Raw genomic sequence first — 24,583 nt, 5'->3', positions numbered from 1 at the left:
CGTACATGACGCGCTCCGGGACCGGTTCGCTCGAAAATGATCTGGAACCACCATCATGATCACACATCGGAAGGGAACGCCCGGCCAAAGGCAGCTGCGGGTGGGAGAGCTCATCCGTCATGCCCTCGCGGACATCTTCGCGCGCGGCGAGGTCGATGATCCGACGCTCGATGGCGCCGTGACGGTGCTGGAGGTGTCGATGACCCCCGACCTGAAACATGCGACGGCATTCGTGGTCCCGTTCGGGACGCACAAGGCCGACAAGGTCATGCCCGCACTCGAACGCAGCCGCAAGCGGCTCCGCTCGGAAGTGGGTCGGCGGGTGGACTTAAAGTTCATGCCGGATCTGCATTTCAGGCGAGACACATCACTCGATTACGCCGCGAAGGTGGATGAGATCCTGCATCGGCCGGAAGTCGCGCGGGATCTGGACAAAGACGAGGATGATGAAGGCGACGACAAGAATTAGGCGGATGCGCCTCCCTTGTGCGCCTGGTCGAGGCTAGGAGACAGGTTCGCCTAGAGGCTTCGGCCCCGCCACATCCTCGGCGCAATGGGACCTTCCTCTCCCGCAAGGAGAGACCGTCGAAAGGCGGGGGCTCCATGACTTAACGAAAAAAGGACTGCTGAGACGATGGCGCGCAGGCGGAAGGGTGATGCGGTAAACGGTTGGATCCTGCTGGACAAGCCACAGGGCCTGACGTCGACGCAAGCAGTGGCGCGTGTAAAGCGCCTGTTCAATGCGCAGAAAGCCGGCCATGGGGGCACGCTGGATCCCCTGGCGACGGGCATGTTGCCAATCGCCCTGGGTGAAGCCACCAAAACCGTCTCCTATGTCGTCGAGGGATCAAAAGACTACCGCTTCACCGTGCGCTGGGGGCAAGAGACCAACACCGACGACACGGAAGGGCAGGTTACCGCAGAATCGACAATCCGGCCGACGCCGGAGGAGGTCGATGCGATCCTGGACCGCTTCATCGGCAGGATCATGCAGACGCCGCCCCAGTTCTCGGCCATCAAAATCGCGGGGGAGCGGGCCTATGACCTGGCTCGCAGCGGTGAAGAGGTTCTCATTCCGCCGCGCGAGGTCTTCGTGGCCGGCCTGGACCTCATCGAAGTCCTCGATGCCGATCATTTCGTCTTCGAAACAGAGTGCGGTCCCGGTACCTATGTGCGCGCTCTGGCCCGCGACATGGGACGGCTTCTGGGCTGCCATGGGCATGTGACCGAGCTGCGACGCATGCGTGTCGGCGCACTTGCAGAAGAGGATATGATTTCGCTGGAAGAACTTGAGGATTTGAGCGATAAGGACCCCGGCCGCGAGGCCCTTTTAGAAGTTCTCCGCCCTGTCGGGACCGCGCTGGACGACATCCCGGCCCTGGCCATCGGCAGTGCGGATGCGGCTCGCCTTCAAAGAGGCCAGCCGGTCGTCATGCGTGGCAGAGACGCCCCCGTCTTGAACGGAACACTTCTCGTCGAGCTCCATGGAAAGCCCGTGGCGCTGGTCGAGGTCCGTGACGGGGCTCTTCAGCCGAAGCGCGTGTTCAATCTGACCTGAACGACCAGGTCGCCCGAACGTACAGGAGAACCCCGATGTCGATTACAACCGAGCGCAAGCTCGAAGTCATCAAAGACAATGCCCTTTCCGCCAATGATACAGGGTCCGCCGACGTGCAGATCGCTGTCCTGACCGAGCGGATCAAGAACCTCACCGAGCACTTCCAGACGCACAAGAAGGATAATCATTCCCGCCGCGGCCTGTTGAAGATGGTCAGCCGCCGGCGCAAGCTGCTGGACTATGTGAAGGGCAAGGATGAAGGCCGTTACAAGGCCATCATCGAGAAGCTGGGCATCCGCCGCTAATCGGCGTTGCCGCTTACACCAGATTACGCGTTTCCCATGGACCGCCGGCAGGGGCCGACGGTCCTTAGCCCATAAGGGATGCCGCCAAAGGTCATCGATAAACGCTCGATGGGGTGGCGAAGGGCTGAAGGAAGGTTAGACATGTTCGATATACATACAGAAGAATTGGATTGGGGCGGACGCCCGCTGAAATTCGAAACCGGCCGCATCGCTCGCCAAGCCGACGGTGCCGTGCTGGTGACTTATGGCGATACCACGGTTTTGGCCACGGCTGTCGCCGAGCGGACCGCAAAGCCAGGGATCGACTTCTTTCCCCTGACCGTCAACTATCAGGAGAAGGCTTACGCCGCCGGCAAGATTCCCGGCGGCTTTTTCAAACGCGAAGCCCGTCCCTCGGAGAAGGAGACGCTGGTCTCGCGGCTGATCGACCGGCCGATCCGGCCGCTGTTCGTCCCCGGGTTCAAGAACGAGACCCAGGTGATCATCACCGTTCTCAGCCATGACATGGAGAACGACCCGGACATCGTCGCAGTGATCGCCGCTTCCGCAGCGCTCACCATCTCCGGCATTCCCTTCATGGGACCCATCGGTGCGGCGCGCGTCGGGTATGTGGATGGCGAGTACATGCTCAACCCGCCCCTGCACGACATGGCCGAGACGAAGCTCGACCTCGTGGTCGCGGGCACGCAGGACGCCGTCCTGATGGTCGAGTCGGAGGCTCATGAGCTCTCCGAAGAGATTATGCTTGGCGCCGTGATGTTCGGGCACCGGGGTTTCCAGCCGGTGATCGATGCGATCGTCCGTCTGGCCGAGCATGCCGCGCGCGAGCCGCGCGATGTCAGCCTGGCCGACAATTCGGCCATGTTCGAGCGGGTCAAGGGTGCTGCAGATTCCAAGCTGCGCGAGGCCTATCAGATCGTGGCCAAAGCTTCTCGCCAGGACGCGGTGAGCGAGGCAAAGGCCCAGGCGCTGGCCGCCTTGGCGCCGGCCGAAGGCGAACCCGCACTGGATTCGCAGGCTTTCGGCGAAGCTTTCAAGAGCCTCGAGAAGAAGATCGTCCGCAACAACATCCTCGATACCGGCAAACGGATCGATGGTCGGTCGCTGACGGATGTGCGGCAGATCGAGGCGGAAGTGGGCGTCATCCCGCGCGCCCATGGAACCGCGTTGTTCACGCGCGGCGAGACGCAGGCGCTGGTGGTGACCACGCTGGGCACCGGGGACGACGAGCAGTTCGTGGATGCCTTGGAGGGGACCTACAAGGAATCCTTCATGCTGCATTACAATTTCCCGCCCTATTCGGTGGGCGAGACGGGCCGCACCGGCTTTACCGGGCGACGCGAGATCGGACATGGCAAGCTGGCCTGGCGGGCGGTGCATCCGCTGCTGCCGCAGAAGGACCAGTTCCCCTACACGATCCGCGTCGTGTCGGAGATCACGGAATCCAACGGTTCGTCATCGATGGCCTCGGTCTGCGGCGCCTCACTGGCGCTGATGGATGCCGGCGTGCCTCTGAAGCGTCCGGTGGCGGGCATCGCCATGGGATTGATCAAGGAAGAGGACGGCCGCGTCGCGGTGCTGTCGGACATCCTCGGGGATGAAGACCATCTCGGCGACATGGACTTCAAGGTGGCCGGAACAGAGGAGGGCGTGACCTCGCTGCAGATGGACATCAAGATCTCCGGCATCACCGAAGACATCATGCGCACCGCGCTGTTTCAAGCGAAGGACGGACGCCTGCACATTCTGGGCGAGATGTCGAAGGCGCTGAACTCGGCGCGCGCAGGGCTCGGCGAGCATGCTCCGCGGATCGAAGTGATGAACATCCCGGTGGACAAGATCCGGGAAGTCATCGGCTCGGGCGGCAAGGTCATCCGCGAGATCGTGGAGAAGACCGGCGCGAAGGTCGACATCTCAGACGACGGAACGATCAAGATCGCATCCTCGAAGGGCGAGGCGATCGATGCGGCGATGAAGTGGATCAAGAGCATCGTGTCGGAGCCCGAGGTCGGCGAAGTCTATGACGGGAAGGTCGTGAAGGTCGTCGATTTCGGCGCGTTCGTGAATTTCTTCGGCGCAAAGGACGGCCTCGTGCACGTGTCCGAGCTGGCCCCTCACCGGGTCGAGAAGGTCTCGGACGTGGTGAAGGAAGGCCAAGCGGTCAAGGTCAAGCTCGTCGGCTTCGATCCCCGCGGCAAGGTCCGCCTGTCGATGAAGGTCGTGGACCAGGAGACGGGCGAAGACCTGTCGAAGAAGGAGAAGGCAGCGGAGTAAAGCTGCCAACTCATTCGGTGCGAATTCGAGGGCGTCCTGAAGTTAGGGCGCCCTTTTTCATTGCGGGGTCAGGGCGTTGGGAGTGACAGTCGCACGGGGTCCCGGCTCTTCGGCCGGGACGACGTGGGGGGGGGGGTGGCCGGGGTGACGGGGAAGAAGGGGCATGGGGTCCCGGGTCTGCACGGCACCGCTTCGCGCTGCAGTGCGCCCGGGATGACGTGCAGGAGGGGGCGGCCGGGATGACGGCGGCCGGGATGGTTGGATCGATGCTGGCTACTGGGCGGCTTCGCGTGCTGCGAGGGCGGCGGATTCTTCTTCCACGGCCTCGCGGATGATGTCGTCGGGGCGCGGCATCGATATGATGTTGTAGCCGGAGTCGACGTAATGGATCTCGCCGGTCACGCCGTTGGCCAGATCTGACAGCAGGTACAGCGCGGCGCCGCCGACTTCGTCGAGAGTGACGGTCCGGCGCAGGGGCGCGTGCTTCTTCTGATAGTTGTACATGACACGCGCATCGGCGATGCCGGAGCCGGCGAGGGTGCGCATGGGGCCCGCAGACAAGGCGTTCACGCGTACGTTCTGCGGGCCGAAGTCCGCCGCCAGATAGCGTACGCTCGCCTCCAGAGCCGCTTTGGCGACGCCCATGACGTTGTAATTCGGCATGACCCGGGTCGAGCCGCCATATGTCAATGTCAGGAGCGAGCCGCCCTTCGGCATCATGGGCGCGACGCGACGGGCGATCTCCGTGAACGAAAAGCAGGAGATCACCATGGTCCGGATGAAATTCTCCCGGGTCGTCTCCGCATAGAGGCCCTTCAATTCACTCTTGTCGGAATAGGCGATGGCATGGACGACGAAATCGACCGTCTCCCAGCGCTCCCCCAAATCCGTGAATGCCTTGTCCACCGTCGCCACATCCTCGACGTCGCATGGGATGAGGATGTCGCTCCCCAAGGATGCCGCCAAAGGACGAACGCGGCGCCCGAAAGCCTCACCCTGATAGGTGAAGGCGAGCTCCGCACCATGCTTGCGCAGCGCGTTGGCAATGCCGTAGGCGATGGAGTGGTCATTGGCTACACCCATGACCAGGCCCCGCTTGCCTGCCATAAGCCCGTGCGACCCCATATCATCACCCAATCTTGCCATTATTCATCAATTCCAATTCTTAGTGCTTCTTGAAGACCAAGGTTCCGTTTGTGCCGCCGAAACCAAAGGAATTCGACAGCACAACATTCAGATCGGCGCCATCGACGCGCTTCCGCATGATCGGCATGTCGGCGAATGCCGGATCCAGATCCTGAATGTTCGCGCTTTCCGCAATGAAGCTGTTGCTCATCATGAGGAGGCTGTAGATCGCCTCATGCACTCCGGCAGCCCCGAGAGAATGCCCGCTCAACGACTTGGTGGCAGAAATCGGCGGGCATTTGTCGCCCGCGCCAAAAATGCGGCGGATGGCATCGATCTCGGGACCGTCACCGGCCGGGGTCGATGTCGCGTGCGGATTGATGTAATCCACCTTCTCGCCCTTCAGTCCCTGAAGAGCGATGCGCATGCAGCGCTCCGCTCCCTCGCCCGAAGGGGCAACCATGTCATAGCCGTCGGAGGTGGCGCCGTAGCCCACGATCTCGGCGTAGATCTTCGCACCGCGTGCCTTGGCCCGCTCCAGCTCCTCAAGCACCAGCACGCCGCCACCGCCCGCAATGACAAAGCCATCGCGGCTCACATCATAGGCCCGCGAGGCGGTTGCCGGCGTCGCGTTGTATTTCGACGACATCGCGCCCATGGCATCGAAAAGGCTCGACAGGGTCCAGTCCAGCTCTTCGCAGCCACCGGCAAACATGACGTCCTGCTTGCCCCATTGGATCATCTCTGCGGCGTTGCCGATGCAATGGGTGGACGTCGCACAGGCAGACGAGATCGAATAGTTCACGCCTTTGATCTTGAACCAGGTGGCAAGTGTCGCCGACGCCGTGGACGACATCGCCTTCGGGACCGCGAAAGGCCCTATGCGCTTCGGCCCCTTTTCCCGCGTGATATCCGCGGCCTCAACGATAGCTCGCGTGGAAGGTCCACCGGAGCCCATGATGATGCCCGTGCGCTCGTTGGAGACCTCGCCCGGCTCAAGACCGGAATCGCCGATCGCCTGCTCCATGGCGACGTGGTTCCAAGCGGCTCCTTCGCCGAGGAAGCGCATGGCCCGACGGTCCACGACTTGGGCAGGGTCAAGGCGAGGAGCGCCGTGCACCTGACAGCGAAAGCCAAGCTCAGCATATCTATCGGCGCGGACGATCCCGGATTTCGCCTCGCGCAAGGAGGCCGTCACCTCCTCCGCATTGTTGCCGATGCTCGATACGATCCCGATGCCGGTTACGACGACGCGCCTCAAGGTCAGGTCCTTCCTCTCCCGAATTTCCGCTAGGCCTTAGCTGGCGTGAACAGGCCAACCTTCAAGTCCGTCGCCGCATAAAGGGGACGCCCATCCGCCTTCAGAATGCCGTCGGCGATGCCAAGAGTCAGCTTTCGCTGAACGACACGCTTCAGGTTCACGACATATTCAACCTTGGTGACGGAGGGCACCACCATATCGGTGAACTTCACTTCGCCGACACTGAGGGCACGACCCTTGCCGGGACTCCCCAGCCAGCCGAGGAAAAATCCAAGCAATTGCCAAAGGGCGTCCAGACCAAGGCAGCCCGGCATCACAGGGTCGCCCTGAAAGTGACAGGGAAAGAACCAAAGGTCCTTCCTGATGTCGAGCTCAGCCACGATCTGGCCCTTGTCATAGTCTCCGCCCTGCTCGGTGATCGACGATATACGGTCGAACATCAGCATCGGAGGAAGAGGAAGCTGCGCATTGCCCGGCCCGAACAATTCGCCCCGGGCGCAGGCAAGAAGCTCTTCATAGCGGTAGCTCGATTTGCGGTGAAGCATCCGTCGCAGCTCTGTCATTCAATGTTCGACACTCTCACGAGGCCGATGGCTAGCCAAGGCAGGCTGTTCACCAGCCAATCTCCTGCATTGCCGCTTCCTATCACACCAGTCGCGCTGCCGAAAGGCTTTCACCTCCTTATGGTGGGACGCCATACTATGCGACGGAATGCTGCTTGCCGCTGTGGCTCACAAATGGTAATTGCGAGACGTTCTCACTGCTGGACCGGCACGCCATTCGTGCCGAAGGGACCGAAGGTTAAGATGATGGAACCCGTTGCACAGGCCGGAGAGGCGATGGTCGTGGCAAAGCTGCGTCATTCCGGATTGAGGCCTACGCGGCAACGCGTTTCGCTCGCCCGGATCCTCTTCAGCGTCGGCGATCGCCATGTCACGGCCGAAGAGCTCCATGAAGAGGCAGTGTTCGCCCGGGTGCCCGTGTCCCTGGCCACCGTCTACAACACGTTGAACCAGTTCACCCGGGCCGGTCTGCTGCGCGAAGTCGCGGTGGAGGGTGCCAAGACCTATTTCGACACCAATACCTCAAACCATTATCATTTCTTCATCGAGAGCACGGGCACCCTGCTCGACATCGAAAGTGAAGACCTGCAGGTGGTCGGCATCCCGGAGGCTCCGGACGGAACCTCGATCACACGGATCGACGTGATCATTCGCCTTTCCGACGAAGGATAAGACGGTCCATCTTCGACACGGGCCGTAAATCTTCGCATCATCAAGGGTGCGACCCGGCGTTCCTCGCCAGATCAGGACGATCGCCTCAGGGATCGATCCTTTCGCCGGGATAGACGCCCCAGAGCGTATTCTGCTCAAGCCAGCCGCTATACCCGCTGATCTCCAGCTGACACCAAGTGCCTGAACAGCGACTCACATTCGCGAGCACACCCGACTCGACCTTCGCCACTGCACGACTACCGTTGTTCGGCTGTTGGTAAAGCAATGCCGAAGTCCCATGCTTCCAGGGCGAGACGACAGCGGTGCGCGTGCTCGACAGCAGGCTGTGATAGACCCAACCCTCCTCGCCGTCACTGTCCCGGATCCGGCGCCAGTTCTCAAACTCGGCGATGATCTCCACCGGCAGACTGCGACGCTCGTAGACCCAGGCGACCTGATGCTCGCTGCTGGGGCCCCGACGGACATTCACCTTATCCGATTTCAGGCTGACGAACCGCGGCACCGGCAGGCCACTGGGGCCGACATCCCGGCCAGCGGCGGCCGCCGCCTGCTGATCTTCGTTCGCAATTGCGTTACCGCGGGGGCCCAACGCGGCCCCGACGCAAGCCATCATCAGGATGAGCGAAACGAACGCGAGATTTCCCGCGTGAATTCGTTTCTGGAACATCAGCGAATCACCCAGTCTCTTCAATCCAATGTCCGGGCGCCAAAACCTTGAAATCGCTCCCAAAGCCGATTTCGCCCTCTTGTGGAGACGGGCTGGTCGAAAGGTCTGCTCCGATGCGTGCGGAGTTTACACAAGCCCGGTCCCGACTTAAAGAGTGTGCCTCAGCCTTATGGAGGGCTGAGCGGGAACGCCGCACCCCGTGCCGCGTCGAGGAGGGGCTTCAATGACGAAGCGTAAGCCGCTGGTAATTGTAACGCGCAAGCTGCCCGACGTGGTGGAGACGCGTATGCGCGAGCTCTTCAATACGCGGCTCAATCTCGACGACCATCCGGTGGGACATGCCGATCTCGTCGAGGCGGTGAAGACTGCCGACGTGCTGGTGCCCACCGTGACGGACCGGATCGACAAGGCCGTATTGTCGCAGGCAGGGCCTCAGCTGAAGCTGATCGCCAATTTCGGCACAGGGGTGGACAATATCGACGTGGAAACCGCGAACATGCGCGGAATCATCGTCACCAATACGCCCGGGGTGCTGACGGAAGACACCGCAGACATGACGATGGCGCTGATTCTCGCCGTCGCCCGGCGGTTGACCGAAGGCGCGGCCGTGATCGGCAGCGATACCGCCTGGACCGGCTGGTCGCCCACCTGGATGCTGGGGCATCGCATCTACGGAAAGCGGCTTGGCATCGTCGGCATGGGACGCATCGGCTCGGCGGTGGCGCGGCGGGCGAAGGCGTTCGGACTGCAGATCCACTATCACAATCGGCGACCGGTGAGCGCGCGGCTGGAAGAGGAGTTGGAGGCGACCTATTGGGAGAGCCTCGACCAGATGCTCGCCCGCATGGACGTGATCTCGGTGAACTGCCCCCATACGCCCGGCACCTACCATCTGCTGAATGCGCGGCGATTGCGGCTCATGAAGCCGAGCGCGATCATCGTCAACACCTCGCGCGGCGAGGTGATCGACGAGAATGCGCTGGCGCGGATGCTGGAGGCGGGCGAACTGGGCGGCGCCGGGCTTGACGTGTTCGAGCACGAGCCGGCAGTCAATCCTCGGCTGATCAAGAATCCGCGGGCGGTGCTGCTGCCCCATATGGGTTCGGCGACGATCGAGGGCCGTGTCGACATGGGCGAAAAGGTCATCATCAACATCAAGACCTTCATCGACGGGCATACGCCTCCCGATCGCGTGCTGCCCAACATGATCTGAGCCATCTCACTCCTGCCGGCCGTTTTGGCGCGGGTCACTTCCGGTGCTCACGGGCTCGGGCGCGGCATGGGGTCCCCGAGCCGAATGGGGTCCCGGCTCTGCGCTGCGCTCCGGCCAGGATGACGAGGGTGGGGCTTAGATCCTGGCTTCGTAGATGCGGGGGCCGAGGGCGTCGTACATCAGGAGCCGGCCGGCGAGGCTGTCGCCGATCCCCAGGATTTCCTTGATCACCTCGAGGGCCTGCATCGAGCCGATGATGCCCGTCAACGCGCCGATGATGCCGACCTCGTCGCAGCTGGGCATGGACCCGGGAGCGGGGGCCTCGGGGTAGAGGCTGCGATAGGTGGGGTAGGGCGAGCCATCGGGGCGGCGTTCATGAGGCTTGAAGGTGGTGATCTGGCCATCGAAGCGGCCGACGGCGGCGGAGACCAGAGGGATGCGGGCTTGCTCGCAGGCATCGGCGACGAGGCTGCGGGTCTCGAAATTGTCCGAGCCATCGGCGACGATGTGATAGTCCGTGACCAGCGCCAGAGCATTATCGGCCGTGAGCCTCTGCCGGTGGGAGCGAACGGCGACGCCGGGGTTCAGCCGGCGGATCGCGGCGGCTGCGCTTTCGGTCTTCGCACTGCCAAGTCCCGGGGTATCATGGATGATCTGGCGCTGCAGGTTGGACAGAGAAACGGTGTCATCGTCGACGATCCCCAGCGTCCCGATGCCGGCTGCGGCAAGGTAAAGCAGGACCGGGGCCCCCAGGCCGCCGGCGCCGATCACCAGAACCTGGGCCGATTTCAGCCGCTGCTGGCCGGGGCCGCCGACCTCCTTCAGCAGGATGTGTCGGGAATAGCGCTCCAACTCGTCATCGGTGAGCCTCATGCCCGCCCCGAGGATCCAAATCCGCCCGCTCCGCGACTGGTGTCGTCGAGGCTCGCGACCTCCCGCCAGGAGGCACGGGAGACGGGGCTCACGATCATCTGTGCAATGCGATCGCCGCGCTCGATGGTCAGCGGCTCCCGGCCGAGATTGATGAGCAGCACCTTGATCTCGCCACGGTAATCGGCGTCGATCGTGCCGGGGGTGTTGAGGCAGGTGACCCCGTGCTTCAGGGCCAGCCCGGAGCGCGGGCGGATCTGGGCCTCGTATCCCGGGGGCAGGGCGATCGCCAGGCCAGAGGGGACGAGGCTGCGCTCGCCCGGAGAGAGGGTGAGCGGTGCGGTGATGGCGGCCCGCAGATCCATGCCGGCGGCCTGGTCCGTTTCGTATGCCGGCAAGGGCAGGTCTGCGCCATGGTCGAGGCGGCGGACCGCAATGGCGACCGTCACGGTTCGACATCCGACAAGGCGCCGGCAATTCTTGCGACCAGGCGCTCCGCCACCCGGATCTTGGGCAGATTCGGCCAATCCTCCACCGAATCCGCCGTGACGAGGTGAACGGTGTTGTTCGCGCCCCCCATGATGCCCGTCCCCGGCGAGACATCATTGGCGACGATCCAGTCGCAGCCCTTCTTCGCCAGCTTCGTGCGCGCGTTATCGACCACATTCTCGGTTTCGGCAGCGAAGCCGACGACCAGGCGGGGGCGCCGATCGGAGGTGGCGAGGGTGCGGAGAATGTCGGGGTTCTCGATCAGGTCAAGGTGCGGCGTCTCGCCATTGTGCTTCTTGATCTTCTGCGCGGCCGCGTGATCGACGCGCCAGTCGGCAACCGCTGCGGCGAAAATGGCGACGTCGCAGGGGAGCTCGGCCTCGCAGGCGGCCAGCATCTCGCGGGCGGACTCGACCCGGTGGACGGTGACGCCGGCGGGAATCTCGAGATTGGTGGGGCCGGTCACGAGAACCGTCTCCGCCCCTGCACGATGACTCGCGGCGGCGAGGGCATAGCCCTGCTGGCCGGAGGAGCGGTTGGCGATGTAGCGCACGGGATCGATGGGCTCATGGGTCGGGCCAGCGGTGATCAGCACCTTCAGGCCGCGCAAAGGGCCACTCATTTCGGGTGCGAAATGATTTTCCGCCACTGCGATGATGGCTTCCGGCTCCGACATCCGGCCGTAGCCATACTCGCCGCAGGCCATGTCTCCTTGCTCCGGTCCGACGGTGAGGATGCCGTCGGCACGCAGCTGGGCCAGATTGCGACGGGTGGCGGGATGGTCCCACATGCGGACGTTCATTGCCGGAGCGATGAGCACGGGGGCATCGGTGGCGAGCAGTGTGGTGGTCGCCAGATCGTCCGCCTGGCCGGTGGCCATCTTGGCCATGAGGTCTGCCGTGGCAGGGGCGACGACGATCAGATCGGCGGAGCGGGAGAGCTGGATGTGCCCCATCTCGGCTTCGTCGGTCAGGCTGAACAGGTCGGTGAAGACCTTGCTTTCCGTCAGGCTGGCGACGGACAGAGGCGTGACGAACTCGGCGCCCGCCCTGGTGAGGATCGCGCGCACCGAGGCCCCCCGTTCCCGAAGGCGGCGGATCAGGGTCAGGGTCTTGTACGCCGCGATGCCGCCGCCGATGACGAGCAGGATGCGCTTTCCGTCGAGCATGAGATGGAAGTCCTACACAAATTGACTGACGGCGAGGGCCACGAGCGCAAGCGCGCCGATCCAGATCGCCATCCTGGTGGTCAGATCGTGACGGCTGCCTGCCGCTGCAAGAGATTCACTGGTCGTCCTGTCGAGCTTTATGCCGCCGGCGTCGGCCATGGCGGAGAGCATCCTCGCGGTGCGCTCGGCGTCGTTGAAAAGTTCGGGCAGGTTGCCGAAGACGCGTCCAAGAAGAGCGGCTCCTTCGGCTGCGTCGTGAAGATAGGCGCTGGGGCCGAGATGCTCCTCTGCCCAGCGGCGGACCACAGGCTCCGCAGTGTCCCACATGTTGAGTTGCGGGTTGAAGCTGCGCGCGACGCCCTCGACGACGACCATCGTCTTCTGCAAGAGCAGGAGCTGCGGCTGGGTGGCCATGTTGAACTGCTCGGTGACGGTGAACAGCTGGCCGAGCACCCGCGCCATGGAAATCTGATCGGCCTGCTTGCCCATGAGCGGTTCGCCGATCGCCCGCAGGGCCTGGGCGAAGAGGTCGGTGGACTGGTCGGCAGGGACGTAGCCGGCCTCGAAATGGACCTCGGCCACGCGCCGATAGTTGCGATTGATGAAGCCCCACAAGATTTCGGCAAGGAAGCGGCGGTCCTTGAGGCTGAGGCGGCCCGTGATGCCGAAGTCGACGGCAACGAGAAGACCGTCATGATCTACGAAGAGGTTCCCCTGATGCATGTCGGCATGGAAGAACCCGTCCCGGATCGCGTGGCGCAAGAAGCTCTGGATGATGGTCTCGCCCAAGGCGACGAAGTCCACGCCCCGCTCCCGCAGCGCCGCGATGTCGCTCAGGGGCGTGCCGTCGATCCATTCGGTGGTCAGCACGCGCCGGCCGGTCCGCTCCCAGTCGATCCGGGGTACGCGGAAGCCCGGGTCCCCGACCGTGTTCTCGGCGATTTCGGAGATGGCGGCGGCCTCCATGCGGAGGTCCATCTCGAGCTTGACCGACTGGGCGAGGGTCTCGACGGTCTGGACGGGGCGGAGGCGTCGGGCCGGAGGGCTGTGGCGCTCGAGCCAACGCGCGGCGAAGAAGAAGGAATCGAGGTCGCGGGCGAAGCGGCCCTCGATTCCGGGGCGGAGCACCTTCACCGCGACCTCTCGGGTGGTCCCGTCGAACTCGCGGATGGTCGCCTTGTGGACCTGGGCAATGGAGGCCGCGGCGATGGGAGGGCCGATCTCCTCGAAGATCAGAGCGGGATCGGAGCCGAGGCTCTGGCGGATCTCCTGAAGTGCGCGCTTGCGGGAGAAGGGAGGGAGCCTATCCTGAAGCTCCGAGAGTTCGGCGGCCCGTTCAGTCCCTACGATGTCGGCGCGCGTGGCGAGGAACTGGCCCAGCTTGATGTAACTGGGGCCGAGCTCGACGATGGCCGGGGCGAGACCCTTGTGCCTGCTCTTCTTCTTGCGCGCGAGGCGGCGCATCAGCCTCAGTCCGGTGCGGGCGGGGGCAGGAAGGTCCGGCAGCTCGTCCATGCCTGCAAAGGCATCGTGGCGGGCAAGGACCCACATGGTGCCGAACAGGGTCATGATATGGCCGATGCGGGTCGCCATTCAGTTTGGCATCCCGGCTTACAAGCGCCAAGCGGAGTGAACCGCCACGATACCGCCGGAGTAATTGCGGTACTTCACCTGGGAGAAGCCACTGGCGGAGATCAGGACCTTAAACGCTTCCTGGTTCGGAAAGGTGCGGATGCTCTCGACGAGATAGCGATAGGGGGCGCCATCTCCCGTCACGACCTTGCCGATGGCGGGAATGGCCGTGAAGGAATAGGCGTCGTAGAGGGCGGAGATCCCGGGAATGTCGACTTCCGAGAACTCAAGGCAGAGGAAGCGGCCCCCCGGCTTCAAGACGCGATAGGCCTCGGCCAGCGCCTTGGAGATGTTGGTGACGTTGCGGATCCCGAAGGCAATCGTATAGGCATCGAAGGAGCGGTCGGGGAAAGGCAGGGCCTCGGCGTTGCCGACCGTGAAGCGAAGCTGCGCATCGGGCAGATGCTCGCGGGCACGCCGGCGCCCCTCGATCGCCATTTCGGGAGAGATGTCGGCGAGGGTGACGCGGCAGCCCGTTCCGCCGCGCTTCAAGATGCGCTGTGCGATGTCGCCGGTCCCGCCGGCCACGTCGAGCACATGATAGGGCCGAGCATTGGTCGGGGGGTTCAGCCAGGTGACCATGTCATCCTTCCAGAGGCGATGGAGGCCTCCAGACATCAGATCATTCATCACGTCGTAGCGATGGGCCACTTTGGCGAAGACATCATTGACCAGGCCCTGCTTGTCGGCAGCGGCGACGGTGCGGTAGCCAAAGGGGGCGGTGGGATCGGTTTGGTCGGTATCGCGGATCATGGGGCGGGACCATAGCGCAGGCAGGCGCACAAGGCTATTGGCACCGCCGACCGCGCTCGCGTATTGCTGCAATCTTGGTCAATTCAACGTGGAACGGTCTCGATGCCTGAACTGCCCGAGGTGGAGACCGTTCGTCGAGGGCTCACGGATGCCCTGGTGGGACACAGGATCACCCGGGTCTTGCTCCGCCGGCCGGATCTGAGATTTCCGCTGCCGCACGGCTTTGCCGAGAGGCTCCAGGGCGCCCGCGTGGAGGCTTTGGACCGCAGGGCGAAGTATATTCTCGGCCATACGGACCGGAACGAGGTGCTGATCATGCATCTGGGCATGTCAGGCCGGTTCACCGTGCTGCCGGCGGAGGGCGTGGCACAGCGGCCGGGGATCTTCTATCACCCGTCGACCGCAGGAGCAGGCAATGGCCCGCACGACCATGTCGTCTTCGAGACGGATGAAGGGACGCGCATCGTCTATGCGGATCCAAGGCGCTTCGGGTTCATGGACCTGGTGGCGGAGGCGGAGCTCAGCGAGCACTGGCTGCTGAAGGGCATCGGGATCGAACCGCTGGACGAGGGGTTCGACGCCGCCTATCTGGCGCGGAAGCTGGAGGGGAAGAAGGCGCCCCTCAAGGCCGCCCTGCTGGACCAGAGACTGGTCGCCGGACTGGGGAACATCTATGTCTGCGAGGCGCTGTTCAGGGCCAAGCTCTCGCCGCTCAGGCTGGCAGGCACGATTGCCAAGGACGGCAAAGCGACGGCGCGAACGCGGCTGCTCATCGACAGCATCAAAAGTGTACTCAGGGAAGCGATCAGCGCGGGGGGCTCGTCGCTGCGCGATTTTGCCCAGGCAGACGGCGAGCTCGGCTATTTCCAGCACAGTTTCGACGTCTATGACCGGGATGGAAAACCCTGCCGGCGAGAGGGATGCCGGGGCTTCGTCGAGCGCGTGGTCCAAAGCGGGCGGTCGACCTTTTACTGCGGCACCTGCCAACGCTAGGAGCCGTGTAGTAATCCTGTGCCGGCGGGATATCGCGCTTTCCTTCGTTCCACCCCGCTCATCCCGCCGGAGGTTCAAGCGGTTTCCGATCGGTGGGTTGCGCATGAATGGATCTTCAGTAGAGTGGCGCCGCTTCCCAGGACGAGGACATCCGCATGGCTTATGACAACATCATCGTCGAAACCCGCGGCCGCGTAGGCGTCATCACGCTCAACCGGCCCAAGGCGCTGAACGCACTGAACTCAGCCCTGATGGGAGAGGTTTTCACAGCACTCAGCGGCTTCGATGGCGACGAGGAGATCGGCTGCGTGGTCTTGACCGGCAGCGAGAAGGCGTTCGCGGCCGGCGCCGACATCAAGGAGATGCAGTCGAAGTCCTACATGGATGCCTATCTCGGCGACTTTCTCACCTCCTGGGACCGGGTCTCGCAGGCGAGAAAGCCGATCATCGCGGCCGTTTCCGGCTACGCGCTGGGCGGTGGCTGCGAGCTCGCCATGATGTGCGACTTCATCATCGCTTCGGATACGGCGAAGTTCGGGCAGCCTGAGATCACTCTCGGGGTCATGCCAGGAGCGGGCGGCACGCAAAGGCTCACGCGGTTCGTCGGCAAGTCGAAGGCGATGGAGATGGTGCTGACCGGGCGGATGATGGACGCTGCGGAAGCCGAGCGGTCCGGCTTGGTCAGCCGGGTGGTTCCTGCGGGGGAGCTGATGGCCGAAGCCCTGAAGACGGCGGAGAAGATCGCCTCGTTCTCGCTGCCGATCGTGATGCTGGCAAAGGAGACGGTGAACAGGGCCTATGAGACGACGCTGACGGAGGGCGTCCGCTTCGAGCGGCGCGTTTTCCAATCCATGTTCGCGTCCGAGGACCAAAAAGAAGGCATGACGGCTTTCGTCGAAAAGCGGTCGCCCAACTTCAAGAACCGATAAGATGGAGGTCGGCGCGCATATTTTGGCGGCCGGCGAGTTGACGCTGGGCGGCTCAATGGGTATAAGCGCCGCCTGTGGAGAGCGCCGGGCCTGCGGGTTGGCGCTCCCCAACCCATTTACAGGATCAAGAGGTAGCTGTCGCCATGGCCAACACCCGTTCGGCTAAGAAGGCCATTCGCCAGACCGAGAGGCGCACCGAGGTCAATACCTCGCGTCGGAGCCGGGTTCGGACTTTCATCGTCAAAGTCGAGGAAGCCATCGCCAGCGGCGATGCCGCCGCAGCCGAGTTGGCCATGAAGAACGCGCAACCTGAAATTGTGCGCGGGGCCAAGAAGGGCGTGTTGCACAGGAACACCGCGTCCAGGAAGATTTCCCGCCTGACAAAAAGGGTCAAGGCCCTTTCCGCCTGACATCTAGCTGTCATGAATTTATGGGCGCGCTGGGTGACCGGCGCGCCCTTTATTTTACCCTAATAGTCCGTACACAGAATGATTGTGTTTTCCCGCGTCAGAACAAATGGTTACCGGGACCGAGTTTGACGGCTGCCGCGCCGAGCCCGTCACGATGCTGCACAAAAATCACAGAACGAGCAAAACGCAGAATTCTGCGGCTTTTTCGCAAATGTTCAGACGGCCGCGGATTCATTCGATGACTCAATAACTTGTTAAGATCCAGCAAGTGAGAGGGTTCGCGCCAGTATCAGCAAATATTAATCCGTGTACGGATGTATATCCCCTTGCCTGTTGTCATGACCGGCGGTGCCGTGTAATGTTTGCCGGCGCTTCAGAGGGGCGGTCAAATTTCAGGGCCTTGGCTCCTTTGGAAGTGGTGTCAACCTGTGGCGGAGGACATGCGGCAGCTTAGATTTAAGACTTTTTAGCCGTTTGTCCGCCACATCAAATGCGCGTTTTGGTTGTTGTGCCTTGGGTGCCCTTGCGGTTCTCGAGTGAGGATTTTTGTGCCATCTCGAAAGGTTAGTTTGATGCGGGACATTGGGTACAAGGGGGAGCGGAGCGATTTAAACTCTGCCGTCAATTTAAGGTCTGTCCTCGGGCATGCAGCTGTGATGGGGCGGAGGCCAGCGGTCTGCGGGGCGCGTCCCCTTCCAAGCCTATCCCTCATGCCAGCCGACACGAAACCAGAATTCCCTCTCGCCATGGACATGGCGATCGCCAGGGATCCACGCGGGTTCGCCGCGGCGCTTTAGCACGCAGCCAACATCTATTGCCGCAGGTGCCGAGACCATCGCGCCTGCATTGGTGAGATGTGCCACGACCCGGTGGCGCAACGGGGGTCTAGATGAAGAGTATCGGGTTGGTGCGGGTCGCGGGACGCGGGCGTGAAGAGGCCGTATGCGGCGTTCACGAACCGGCGACTGCGAAGCGTTTCGAAATTTACGCCGAAAAATATGTGCGCCCTGTCCTGGCTTACTCAGCACGGGGGTCTGTCGCGTCGGTAGGCGGCGAATATGAGGGGAACACGGGAGTGGCGTTCGAACGGGAGAATTCTGCCGAGTTGGCGACAGCTTGGAGACGCATAGCCGATCGACTGAAAGGCGAGTTGGGCGAAGACCTGTTCTCCAGCTGGTTCGCGAGAATGGATGTGGAGGGCCGGGATCCTGGACAGCTTCATGTCTCGGTGCCGACGCGGTTCCTGAAGAACTGGGTCCAGTCCCACTATCTCGACAAGCTGGTCAAGCTCGCGGCCGCCGAATTCAGCGACGTGCAGGAAGTGGTGATCAAAGTGCGCAGCCGGGGTGCTGCAAAGCCGGCGCGCCGAGAAGGGGCCGTCGACGTGGTGCGGCCGGAACCGGTCCGCGAGGCTCCACGGGTGGCGGAGACCCCGATGGCGAGCCGCGCCAGACCGCCGGCAAAGGACCCAACCGACAGAGGGACTCCCCTCGATCCCGCGCTCACGTTCGAAAGCTTCATCATGGGGCGGTCGAATGCCTTGGCACATGCCGCCGCGATGCGCGTGGCGGATGCTGCGGCGGATGCGCCAGTCAGTTTCAACCCGCTCTACATCCATTCGCTCTCGGGGTTGGGAAAGACGCATCTCCTGAATGCGATCGCCTGGCGGATCCGGACCGAACAGCCGTCACGCCGGGTCCAGTTCCTCAGCGCCGAACGGTTCATGTATCATTTCATCTCGGCCCTGCGCGCCCGCGATGTCATCCCGTTCAAGGACTTCTTCCAGTCGATCGACGTGCTGCTGATCGATGACTTCCAGTTCCTGCAGGGCAAGTCCATGCTGCAGGAATTCCTGCATACGTTCAATTCTCTGGTGGATGCGAAACGCCAGGTGATCGTGGCCGCCGATGTGCCGCCGACACAGCTCGACAGCATCGATGCGCGGATGCGGTCGCGGCTGGCGGGAGGGCTCGTGGTCGATATCCAGCCCCCAGAGCTCGGCCTGAAGAAGCAGATGCTGGCGATGCGCCTTCTGCATGCCGTGAAGCGCGATCCCAGCGTCGCCGTCCCGGAAGACGTGGTGGAATTCATCGCCAACAGGGTCAATGGCGGCGGACGGGAACTTGAAGGTGCACTCATCCGCGTGATCGCGCATCAGCAGGTGGTCCAGGAGACGATGTCGGTCGGTCTCGCCGCATCGGCGCTGCGCGACCTGGTGCAACCTGTGGACCTGCAACGCATCAAGATCGACGACATCATGCGCATCGTCGGCCGGCACTACAATGTGGCGAAGTCGGACCTGCTCTCGCCGCGCCGGGCGCGATCCATCGTGCGGCCACGGCAGGTGGGCATGTATCTGGCGAAGCGGCTCACGTCACGATCGCTGCCGGAGATCGGGCGGAGGTTCGGGGGGCGGGACCATTCGACCGTGCTCCATGCGGTGCGGAAGGTCGAAGAACTGCTGCAGAAGGACGAGCAGCTCCAGCGCGAGGTGGTCCTGCTGACGAAGTTGCTGGAGCAGCCCTAGGACGGTTACGACGCCCAAGCCCCCGGATTGATCCCGCAGTCACTCACCGGGGCTTGCCGCGACCGTAAATCCGGTACAAAGTCTACCGGGCAGATTGCCGAGACTCCTCCTTGTCCTCCAATAATCGGGAAATCTGGCGACAGCGGATCGTGATTCGCTGCGGCGGATGCGAAAGCCGCGGAAGGCAAGCGGAGTATGCAGAATTAGAAGAGCGGAGTTGCGACCATGAAGGTCACCATCGAACGGGCGGCCTTTCTCAAAGCGCTGAACCACGTGCAGAGCGTCGTGGAGCGTCGGAACACCATTCCGATCCTGTCGAATGTTCTCATCCATGCGAGCGAGGGAGAGGTTCGCCTCAGCGCCACCGACCTCGATGTAGAGGTGGTGGAGACCGTCTTGGCCGACGTGGCGCAAGCCGGGGCCACGACCGCGCCCGCGCATATGTTGTACGATATCGTGCGCAAACTGCCGGATGGCTCCCAGCTCGTCATCGAGCAGGGGCCGGACAATGGCCGCATCGCCGTGGTGGCGGGGCGCTCGCGCTTCGCGCTGCAGGCGCTGCCGCCGGAGGAGTTCCCGGATCTGACCGCCGGCGATTTCAGCAACAGCTTCACGCTGCAGGCCGCCGAACTCAAGAAGATGATCGAGCGGACCCGCTTCGCCATTTCGACGGAGGAGACCCGCTATTATCTCAACGGCATCTATCTGCATGCCATCGAGGGGGAGGGCGGTCCGAAACTGCGCGCGGTTGCGACCGACGGCCATCGATTGGCACAGTTCGAGCTGACCCTGCCTGCCGGCGCGGCCGCCATGCCGGGAGTGATCATCCCGCGGAAGACGGTGCTCGAGGTGCACAGGCTGCTCGACGACCAGAATGCGAGCGTCGAGATCTCCCTGTCGGCGTCGAAGATCCGCTTCGGTTTCGATGGCATCGTGCTGACCTCCAAGCTGATCGACGGGACGTTTCCCGATTACGAGCGGGTCATTCCAAAGCATAATGACAAGGTTCTCGAGATCGACACGAAGCTCTTCGCGCAGGCGGTCGACCGGGTGTCGACGATCTCGAGCGAAAAGGGCCGGGCGGTGAAGCTGCATATCAGCAGCGGACGCGTGGTGCTGACCGTCAACAATCCCGAAAGCGGATCAGCCGAGGAAGAGGTCGCCGCGGACTATGATTCCGAGGAACTCGACATCGGATTCAATGCCCGTTACCTGCTCGATATCGCCGGGCAGTTCGGCGGCGACAATGCGCGGATGCTGCTCGCCGATGCAGGTTCGCCGACCGTCATTCGGGACGCGGACGATGCCAGTGCGCTCTATGTGCTGATGCCGATGCGGGTCTGAGACCCGAGGCTGCTCCAAACCGGCTGAAATGCTTGCAAAACCGCGGTTCAACCCTCATATAGATGACGGGTGGCGGGGGCATATTTCGGCGGCCGCTCGGCTGGCTTGCCCGATGGAGACCATCGCATACTAAGAGTTCAATTGGAGCGCTGACGGTGTCGAAACCCCGCGCTCTGGCGCTCAACAGGCTGACGCTTACCGACTTCCGCAACTACGCGCATCTGAGACTGGATGTGGGCGCCGGATTGGTGGTGCTCACCGGGCCGAACGGCGCGGGCAAGACCAACCTCCTGGAAGCGCTCTCCCTCCTCTGCCCCGGCCGGGGGCTGCGGTCGGCCACGTATCCCGAGCTGTCCCGGCACGGGGGCGAAGGCGGTCAGTGGGCGATTGCGGCCCGGCTCGACGGACCGGAAGCCGAACTGCGGATCGGAACGGCCTGGCAGGGCGAGAGACCCGGCTTCAGCGAGGGGCGCGGGCAAGGCCGCCAGGTCAAGATCGACGGCCGCGAGCAGAGGGGATCCGGGGCGCTGGGAAATGCCGTGCGCATGGCGTGGATCACGCCCGCCATGGACCGGCTGTTCATGGGGCCCGCCTCCGACCGGCGACGCTTCCTCGACCGGCTGGTCATCGGCATCGACCCCGAGCATGCGAGCCGCGTGCAGGCCTTCGAGAAGCTGATGCGCGACCGGAACCGGCTGCTGGAACAACGGCAGGTCGACGGCGTCTGGCTCGACAGCATCGAGACCTCCATGGCCGAACATGCGGTGGCCATCGCAGCGTCACGGAGGAGCCTGGTGGATACACTCACCGCCGTGGCACAGGATCCGGCAGGGCGCGCCAGCATGGGTGCGTTCCCGTGGGGGCGATTTGCCATCGATGGGGCCCTGGAGAGCGAGATCACCGAGGAACCAGCGGTGAATGTCGAGGAGCGATATCGTAGACTGTTAAACGATTCGCGGAGAGTGGATGCGGGGGCAGGGCGGACGCTGAACGGACCTCATCGGAGCGATCTGATGGTGCGGCATGGTCCCAAGGATGTCGATGCCCGGCTCTGCTCGACGGGAGAACAGAAGGCGCTGTTGATCGGTATCGTCCTCGCGCATGCGCGGATCATCGCGGCCGGGTTCGGCGGCTATGCGCCGATCCTGCTGCTGGACGAAGTCGCGGCGCATCTCGATGAAGCCCGTCGGCAGGGTTTGTTCGATTGCCTTACCACGCTTGGGGTCCAAGCGTGGATGACCGGAACCGACGCAGCGCTTTTCGAGCCGCTGCGTGGGTCGGCGCAGTTCTTCGAAGTTCGCGAAGGTGCGCTGCTCGAGCTGGTCGATTAATTGTTCAGGATTGGTGAATTGACATGACGAACGCATCCAATGGCTCGGCTGACGATTACGGCGCAGAATCCATCAAGGTTCTCCGTGGGCTCGATGCGGTCCGAAAGCGGCCGGGCATGTATATCGGCGACACGGACGACGGCTCGGGCCTGCATCACATGGTCTATGAGGTCGTCGACAACGCCATCGACGAGGCGCTGGCAGGGTATTGCGACCATGTGGCGGTGACGCTGAACCCCGAGGGATCGGTGACCGTCTCGGACAATGGGCGTGGGATCCCGACGGCCATCCACTCCGAGGAGGGTATCTCGGCCGCCGAGGTGATCATGACCCAGCTGCATGCCGGGGGGAAATTCGACCAGAATTCCTACAAGGTGTCAGGTGGCCTGCACGGAGTGGGCGTCTCTGTGGTGAACGCGCTGTCGCAGTGGCTGAAGCTGACGATCTGGCGCGGCGGCTTCGAACATTCGATGACTTTCGCCCATGGCGTGGCGCAAAGCCCGCTGGCGGTGGTTGGACCCTCGGACCGGACCGGGACCCAGGTGGCGTTTCTGCCCAGCACGGACACGTTCACCATGGTCAATTTCGACTATGGGACACTGGAGCACCGGCTCCGCGAACTCGCCTTCCTGAATTCAGGGGTGCGGATCACCCTGACCGACCGGCGCGGCGTCGAGCCGAAGGTGCAGGACATGAATTATGACGGGGGTCTCCGGGCCTTCGTACGCTACCTGGACCGCGCCAAACAACCGCTGCTCGCGGAGCCTCTCCTGGTCCATTCGGAAAAAGACAATGTGGTGGTCGAGTGCGCCCTGTGGTGGAACGACAGCTATCACGAAAACACCCTGTGCTTCACCAACAACATCCCGCAGCGGGACGGGGGGACCCATCTTGCAGGCTTCCGTGGGGCGCTGACACGGGTGATCAACGGTTACGCGGCGTCGTCGGGCATCGCCAAGCGCGAGAAGGTCGCCATCACGGGAGACGATGCCCGGGAAGGCCTGACCTGCGTGCTGTCGGTAAAGGTGCCGGATCCAAAGTTCTCCTCGCAGACCAAGGACAAGCTGGTGTCCTCGGAGGTCCGGCCGGTGGTCGAAGGGGTGATCAGCGAGCAGCTCGGCACATGGTTCGAAGAGCATCCGGCCGAGGCCAAGCAGATCGTAGGCAAAGTCGTGGAAGCGGCGGCGGCGCGGGAGGCGGCCCGAAAGGCACGCGAGTTGACCCGGCGCAAAGGCGTGATGGACATTTCCAACCTGCCCGGCAAGCTGGCGGACTGCCAGGAACGAGATCCGGCGAAATCAGAGCTCTTCATCGTCGAGGGTGACTCCGCCGGTGGCTCCGCCAAGCAGGGGCGCAATCGCGAAAACCAAGCGGTGTTGCCATTGCGCGGCAAGATCCTCAATGTGGAGCGGGCGCGGTTCGACAAGATGCTGTCGTCGGAGCAGATCGGCACGCTGATCACCGCTCTGGGAACAGGGATCGGTCGCGACGATTTCTCGGTCGACAAGCTGCGCTACCACAAGATCATCATCATGACGGACGCCGACGTGGACGGCGCCCATATCCGTACATTGCTGCTGACGTTCTTCTACCGGCAGATGCCGGAGCTGATCGAGCGCGGGCATCTCTATATCGCTCAGCCGCCGCTGTTCAAGGTGAAGCGCGGGAGCTCGGAGCAGTATCTGAAGGACGAGAAGGCGCTGGAGCGCTATCTCATCGACGGAGGGATCAACGACGCGGTGCTGATCCTCGCCAATGGCGACGAGCGCGGCGGGGAGGATCTGAAGCAGATCGTCACCGAAGCCCTGGAGGTTCGCTCCATCCTCGACAGTTTGCACACGCGCTATCCGCGGTTCGTGGTGGAGCAGACGGCGATTGCGGGTGCGCTCGATCCCGAGACGATGAACGATGCCGTGCTGGCCCGAGATGCCGCCGATTACGTGGCGCGCCGGCTTGGAATGTTCTCGGAAGAGACCGAGCGGAACTGGGTGGGGGAGCCCATGCCCGATGGCGGACTGGAGTTCTCGCGCGAGATCCGCGGTGTGCGGGAGGTGCATACGATCGACGGCAAGCTGATCTCCTCTTCAGACGCGCTGCGACTCGCGAGGAAGTCGACACATCTCCAGGAGGTCTATGGGAAGGCGGCGAGGCTGGTGCGCAAGGGCGAGGAAACGCAGGTGCGCGGTCCGATGCAGTTGCTGGACGCCGTGTTCGCCGGCGGCCGCAAGGGCATCTCCATGCAACGCTACAAAGGGCTGGGTGAGATGAACCCGCAGCAGCTGTGGGAGACGACGCTGGACACCAACGAGCGGACCCTGCTGAAGGTGCATATCCGCGAGCTGGACGAGGCAGACGATCTGTTCGCGAAGCTGATGGGCGACCTGGTCGAACCGCGGCGCGACTTCATCCGGGACAACGCGCTGCAGGTCGCGAATCTCGACGTCTGACGCATGACTCTCGATACAAGGAAAGTTGATCCGTGGCTCGCAGGTGGGGAAA

Annotated in this window: 22 protein-coding genes; 13 read left to right on the top strand and 9 right to left on the bottom strand. The window is 63.2% G+C overall.

Annotated features, from left to right (window positions below):
- Positions 1-55: 55 nt before the first annotated feature.
- The 4 genes from rbfA (at position 56) to pnp (ending at position 4,137) form a co-directional block, all read left to right on the top strand.
- Positions 56-469 carry a 30S ribosome-binding factor RbfA gene (gene rbfA / locus FKM97_RS00585; RefSeq protein ID WP_143957200.1) on the top strand — a complete coding sequence of 138 codons (414 nt, stop codon included), beginning with the start codon at positions 56-58 and terminating at the stop codon, positions 467-469.
- Positions 470-634: 165 nt separating this feature from the next.
- Complete coding sequence (truB, locus tag FKM97_RS00580) at positions 635-1,558, top strand: tRNA pseudouridine(55) synthase TruB (protein ID WP_143957199.1); 924 nt, start codon at positions 635-637, stop codon at positions 1,556-1,558.
- A 35-nt stretch (positions 1,559-1,593) separates the two neighbouring features.
- Complete coding sequence (rpsO, locus tag FKM97_RS00575) at positions 1,594-1,863, top strand: 30S ribosomal protein S15 (protein ID WP_143957198.1); 270 nt, start codon at positions 1,594-1,596, stop codon at positions 1,861-1,863.
- A gap of 141 nt (positions 1,864-2,004) precedes the next feature.
- Entirely contained in the window at positions 2,005-4,137 is a 2,133-nt protein-coding gene (pnp, locus tag FKM97_RS00570) for a polyribonucleotide nucleotidyltransferase (RefSeq protein WP_143957197.1), read from the top strand.
- Between the two features lie 273 nt (positions 4,138-4,410).
- Here pnp and fabI read toward each other — a convergent pair whose 3' ends face one another.
- Genes fabI through fabA form a run of 3 tightly spaced genes read right to left on the bottom strand, consistent with a single transcriptional unit; the run spans position 4,411 to position 7,068 of the window.
- Positions 4,411-5,283: an enoyl-ACP reductase FabI gene (gene fabI, locus FKM97_RS00565; RefSeq protein ID WP_246104880.1), complete on the bottom strand. Its 873-nt coding sequence runs from the start codon at positions 5,281-5,283 to the stop codon at positions 4,411-4,413.
- 19 nt (positions 5,284-5,302) lie between these two features.
- The gene (gene fabB, locus FKM97_RS00560; RefSeq protein ID WP_143957196.1) at positions 5,303-6,523 is read right to left on the bottom strand and encodes a beta-ketoacyl-ACP synthase I; all 1,221 of its coding nucleotides are present in this window, start codon (positions 6,521-6,523) and stop codon (positions 5,303-5,305) included.
- 29 nt (positions 6,524-6,552) lie between these two features.
- Positions 6,553-7,068 carry a 3-hydroxyacyl-[acyl-carrier-protein] dehydratase FabA gene (gene fabA, locus FKM97_RS00555; protein ID WP_143957834.1) on the bottom strand — a complete coding sequence of 172 codons (516 nt, stop codon included), beginning with the start codon at positions 7,066-7,068 and terminating at the stop codon, positions 6,553-6,555.
- Between the two features lie 261 nt (positions 7,069-7,329).
- Here fabA and irrA point away from each other — a divergent pair, with 261 nt between their 5' ends.
- Complete coding sequence (gene irrA / locus FKM97_RS00550; protein WP_281290052.1) at positions 7,330-7,758, top strand: iron response transcriptional regulator IrrA; 429 nt, start codon at positions 7,330-7,332, stop codon at positions 7,756-7,758.
- 85 nt (positions 7,759-7,843) lie between these two features.
- Here irrA and FKM97_RS00545 read toward each other — a convergent pair whose 3' ends face one another.
- Positions 7,844-8,425, bottom strand: a complete 582-nt coding sequence (locus FKM97_RS00545; protein WP_205014633.1) for an SH3 domain-containing protein — start codon at positions 8,423-8,425, stop codon at positions 7,844-7,846.
- 223 nt (positions 8,426-8,648) lie between these two features.
- Here FKM97_RS00545 and FKM97_RS00540 point away from each other — a divergent pair, with 223 nt between their 5' ends.
- The gene (locus tag FKM97_RS00540) at positions 8,649-9,638 is read left to right on the top strand and encodes a 2-hydroxyacid dehydrogenase (RefSeq protein WP_143957195.1); all 990 of its coding nucleotides are present in this window, start codon (positions 8,649-8,651) and stop codon (positions 9,636-9,638) included.
- Positions 9,639-9,773: 135 nt separating this feature from the next.
- Here FKM97_RS00540 and FKM97_RS00535 read toward each other — a convergent pair whose 3' ends face one another.
- From FKM97_RS00535 to ubiE, 5 genes are read right to left on the bottom strand one after another with little or no spacing between them, the layout of a single operon-like run.
- On the bottom strand, positions 9,774-10,511 hold the full coding sequence (locus tag FKM97_RS00535; protein ID WP_143957194.1) for a HesA/MoeB/ThiF family protein: 738 nt from the start codon (positions 10,509-10,511) through the stop codon (positions 9,774-9,776).
- On the bottom strand, positions 10,508-10,957 hold the full coding sequence (gene dut, locus FKM97_RS00530; RefSeq protein WP_143957193.1) for a dUTP diphosphatase: 450 nt from the start codon (positions 10,955-10,957) through the stop codon (positions 10,508-10,510). The genes FKM97_RS00535 and dut overlap by 4 nt, the downstream gene beginning before the upstream one ends.
- The gene (gene coaBC / locus FKM97_RS00525; RefSeq protein ID WP_143957192.1) at positions 10,954-12,165 is read right to left on the bottom strand and encodes a bifunctional phosphopantothenoylcysteine decarboxylase/phosphopantothenate--cysteine ligase CoaBC; all 1,212 of its coding nucleotides are present in this window, start codon (positions 12,163-12,165) and stop codon (positions 10,954-10,956) included. Before coaBC ends, dut begins: the two co-directional genes overlap by 4 nt.
- A 12-nt stretch (positions 12,166-12,177) precedes the next feature.
- Positions 12,178-13,758, bottom strand: a complete 1,581-nt coding sequence (ubiB, locus tag FKM97_RS00520) for a 2-polyprenylphenol 6-hydroxylase (RefSeq protein ID WP_143957191.1) — start codon at positions 13,756-13,758, stop codon at positions 12,178-12,180.
- 18 nt (positions 13,759-13,776) lie between these two features.
- Positions 13,777-14,550 (bottom strand): bifunctional demethylmenaquinone methyltransferase/2-methoxy-6-polyprenyl-1,4-benzoquinol methylase UbiE, encoded by a 774-nt coding sequence (gene ubiE, locus FKM97_RS00515; RefSeq protein ID WP_143957190.1) that lies wholly within the window; start codon positions 14,548-14,550, stop codon positions 13,777-13,779.
- A 102-nt stretch (positions 14,551-14,652) separates the two neighbouring features.
- Here ubiE and mutM point away from each other — a divergent pair, with 102 nt between their 5' ends.
- The 7 genes from mutM to gyrB all read left to right on the top strand — a co-directional run bounded on the left by mutM (position 14,653) and on the right by gyrB (position 24,531).
- Positions 14,653-15,543, top strand: a complete 891-nt coding sequence (gene mutM / locus FKM97_RS00510) for a bifunctional DNA-formamidopyrimidine glycosylase/DNA-(apurinic or apyrimidinic site) lyase (RefSeq protein WP_143957189.1) — start codon at positions 14,653-14,655, stop codon at positions 15,541-15,543.
- A gap of 155 nt (positions 15,544-15,698) precedes the next feature.
- Positions 15,699-16,472 carry an enoyl-CoA hydratase gene (locus FKM97_RS00505; protein WP_143957188.1) on the top strand — a complete coding sequence of 258 codons (774 nt, stop codon included), beginning with the start codon at positions 15,699-15,701 and terminating at the stop codon, positions 16,470-16,472.
- Positions 16,473-16,615: 143 nt separating this feature from the next.
- Positions 16,616-16,882 (top strand): 30S ribosomal protein S20, encoded by a 267-nt coding sequence (gene rpsT / locus FKM97_RS00500; protein WP_143957187.1) that lies wholly within the window; start codon positions 16,616-16,618, stop codon positions 16,880-16,882.
- 889 nt (positions 16,883-17,771) lie between these two features.
- The gene (gene dnaA, locus FKM97_RS00495) at positions 17,772-19,409 is read left to right on the top strand and encodes a chromosomal replication initiator protein DnaA (protein ID WP_143957186.1); all 1,638 of its coding nucleotides are present in this window, start codon (positions 17,772-17,774) and stop codon (positions 19,407-19,409) included.
- A 225-nt stretch (positions 19,410-19,634) separates the two neighbouring features.
- Positions 19,635-20,753 (top strand): DNA polymerase III subunit beta, encoded by a 1,119-nt coding sequence (gene dnaN / locus FKM97_RS00490; protein ID WP_143957185.1) that lies wholly within the window; start codon positions 19,635-19,637, stop codon positions 20,751-20,753.
- Positions 20,754-20,908: 155 nt separating this feature from the next.
- Positions 20,909-22,084 (top strand): DNA replication/repair protein RecF, encoded by a 1,176-nt coding sequence (recF, locus tag FKM97_RS00485; protein ID WP_246104879.1) that lies wholly within the window; start codon positions 20,909-20,911, stop codon positions 22,082-22,084.
- 23 nt (positions 22,085-22,107) lie between these two features.
- Positions 22,108-24,531, top strand: a complete 2,424-nt coding sequence (gyrB, locus tag FKM97_RS00480; RefSeq protein ID WP_143957183.1) for a DNA topoisomerase (ATP-hydrolyzing) subunit B — start codon at positions 22,108-22,110, stop codon at positions 24,529-24,531.
- Positions 24,532-24,583 lie beyond the last annotated feature (52 nt).

It is taken from the genome of Rhodoligotrophos appendicifer (assembly GCF_007474605.1).
GTDB classification, from domain to species: Bacteria; Pseudomonadota; Alphaproteobacteria; order Rhizobiales; family Im1; genus Rhodoligotrophos; species Rhodoligotrophos appendicifer.
This window is presented reverse-complemented; position numbering and strand designations above follow the sequence as displayed.

Excerpts from the sequence above, each read along its gene's own strand:
- rbfA (WP_143957200.1), top strand. The coding sequence starts at position 56 with ATGATCACACATCGGAAGGGAACGCCCGGCCAAAGGCAGCTGCGGGTG.
- truB (WP_143957199.1), top strand. The coding sequence starts at position 635 with ATGGCGCGCAGGCGGAAGGGTGATGCGGTAAACGGTTGGATCCTGCTG.
- rpsO (WP_143957198.1), top strand. The coding sequence starts at position 1,594 with ATGTCGATTACAACCGAGCGCAAGCTCGAAGTCATCAAAGACAATGCC.
- pnp (WP_143957197.1), top strand. The coding sequence starts at position 2,005 with ATGTTCGATATACATACAGAAGAATTGGATTGGGGCGGACGCCCGCTG.
- fabI (WP_246104880.1), bottom strand. The coding sequence starts at position 5,283 with ATGGCAAGATTGGGTGATGATATGGGGTCGCACGGGCTTATGGCAGGC.
- fabA (WP_143957834.1), bottom strand. The coding sequence starts at position 7,068 with ATGCTTCACCGCAAATCGAGCTACCGCTATGAAGAGCTTCTTGCCTGC.
- irrA (WP_281290052.1), top strand. The coding sequence starts at position 7,330 with ATGATGGAACCCGTTGCACAGGCCGGAGAGGCGATGGTCGTGGCAAAG.
- FKM97_RS00545 (WP_205014633.1), bottom strand. The coding sequence starts at position 8,425 with ATGTTCCAGAAACGAATTCACGCGGGAAATCTCGCGTTCGTTTCGCTC.
- FKM97_RS00540 (WP_143957195.1), top strand. The coding sequence starts at position 8,649 with ATGACGAAGCGTAAGCCGCTGGTAATTGTAACGCGCAAGCTGCCCGAC.
- FKM97_RS00535 (WP_143957194.1), bottom strand. The coding sequence starts at position 10,511 with ATGAGGCTCACCGATGACGAGTTGGAGCGCTATTCCCGACACATCCTG.
- coaBC (WP_143957192.1), bottom strand. The coding sequence starts at position 12,165 with ATGCTCGACGGAAAGCGCATCCTGCTCGTCATCGGCGGCGGCATCGCG.
- ubiB (WP_143957191.1), bottom strand. The coding sequence starts at position 13,758 with ATGGCGACCCGCATCGGCCATATCATGACCCTGTTCGGCACCATGTGG.
- ubiE (WP_143957190.1), bottom strand. The coding sequence starts at position 14,550 with ATGATCCGCGATACCGACCAAACCGATCCCACCGCCCCCTTTGGCTAC.
- mutM (WP_143957189.1), top strand. The coding sequence starts at position 14,653 with ATGCCTGAACTGCCCGAGGTGGAGACCGTTCGTCGAGGGCTCACGGAT.
- FKM97_RS00505 (WP_143957188.1), top strand. The coding sequence starts at position 15,699 with ATGGCTTATGACAACATCATCGTCGAAACCCGCGGCCGCGTAGGCGTC.
- rpsT (WP_143957187.1), top strand. The coding sequence starts at position 16,616 with ATGGCCAACACCCGTTCGGCTAAGAAGGCCATTCGCCAGACCGAGAGG.
- dnaA (WP_143957186.1), top strand. The coding sequence starts at position 17,772 with ATGAAGAGTATCGGGTTGGTGCGGGTCGCGGGACGCGGGCGTGAAGAG.
- dnaN (WP_143957185.1), top strand. The coding sequence starts at position 19,635 with ATGAAGGTCACCATCGAACGGGCGGCCTTTCTCAAAGCGCTGAACCAC.
- gyrB (WP_143957183.1), top strand. The coding sequence starts at position 22,108 with ATGACGAACGCATCCAATGGCTCGGCTGACGATTACGGCGCAGAATCC.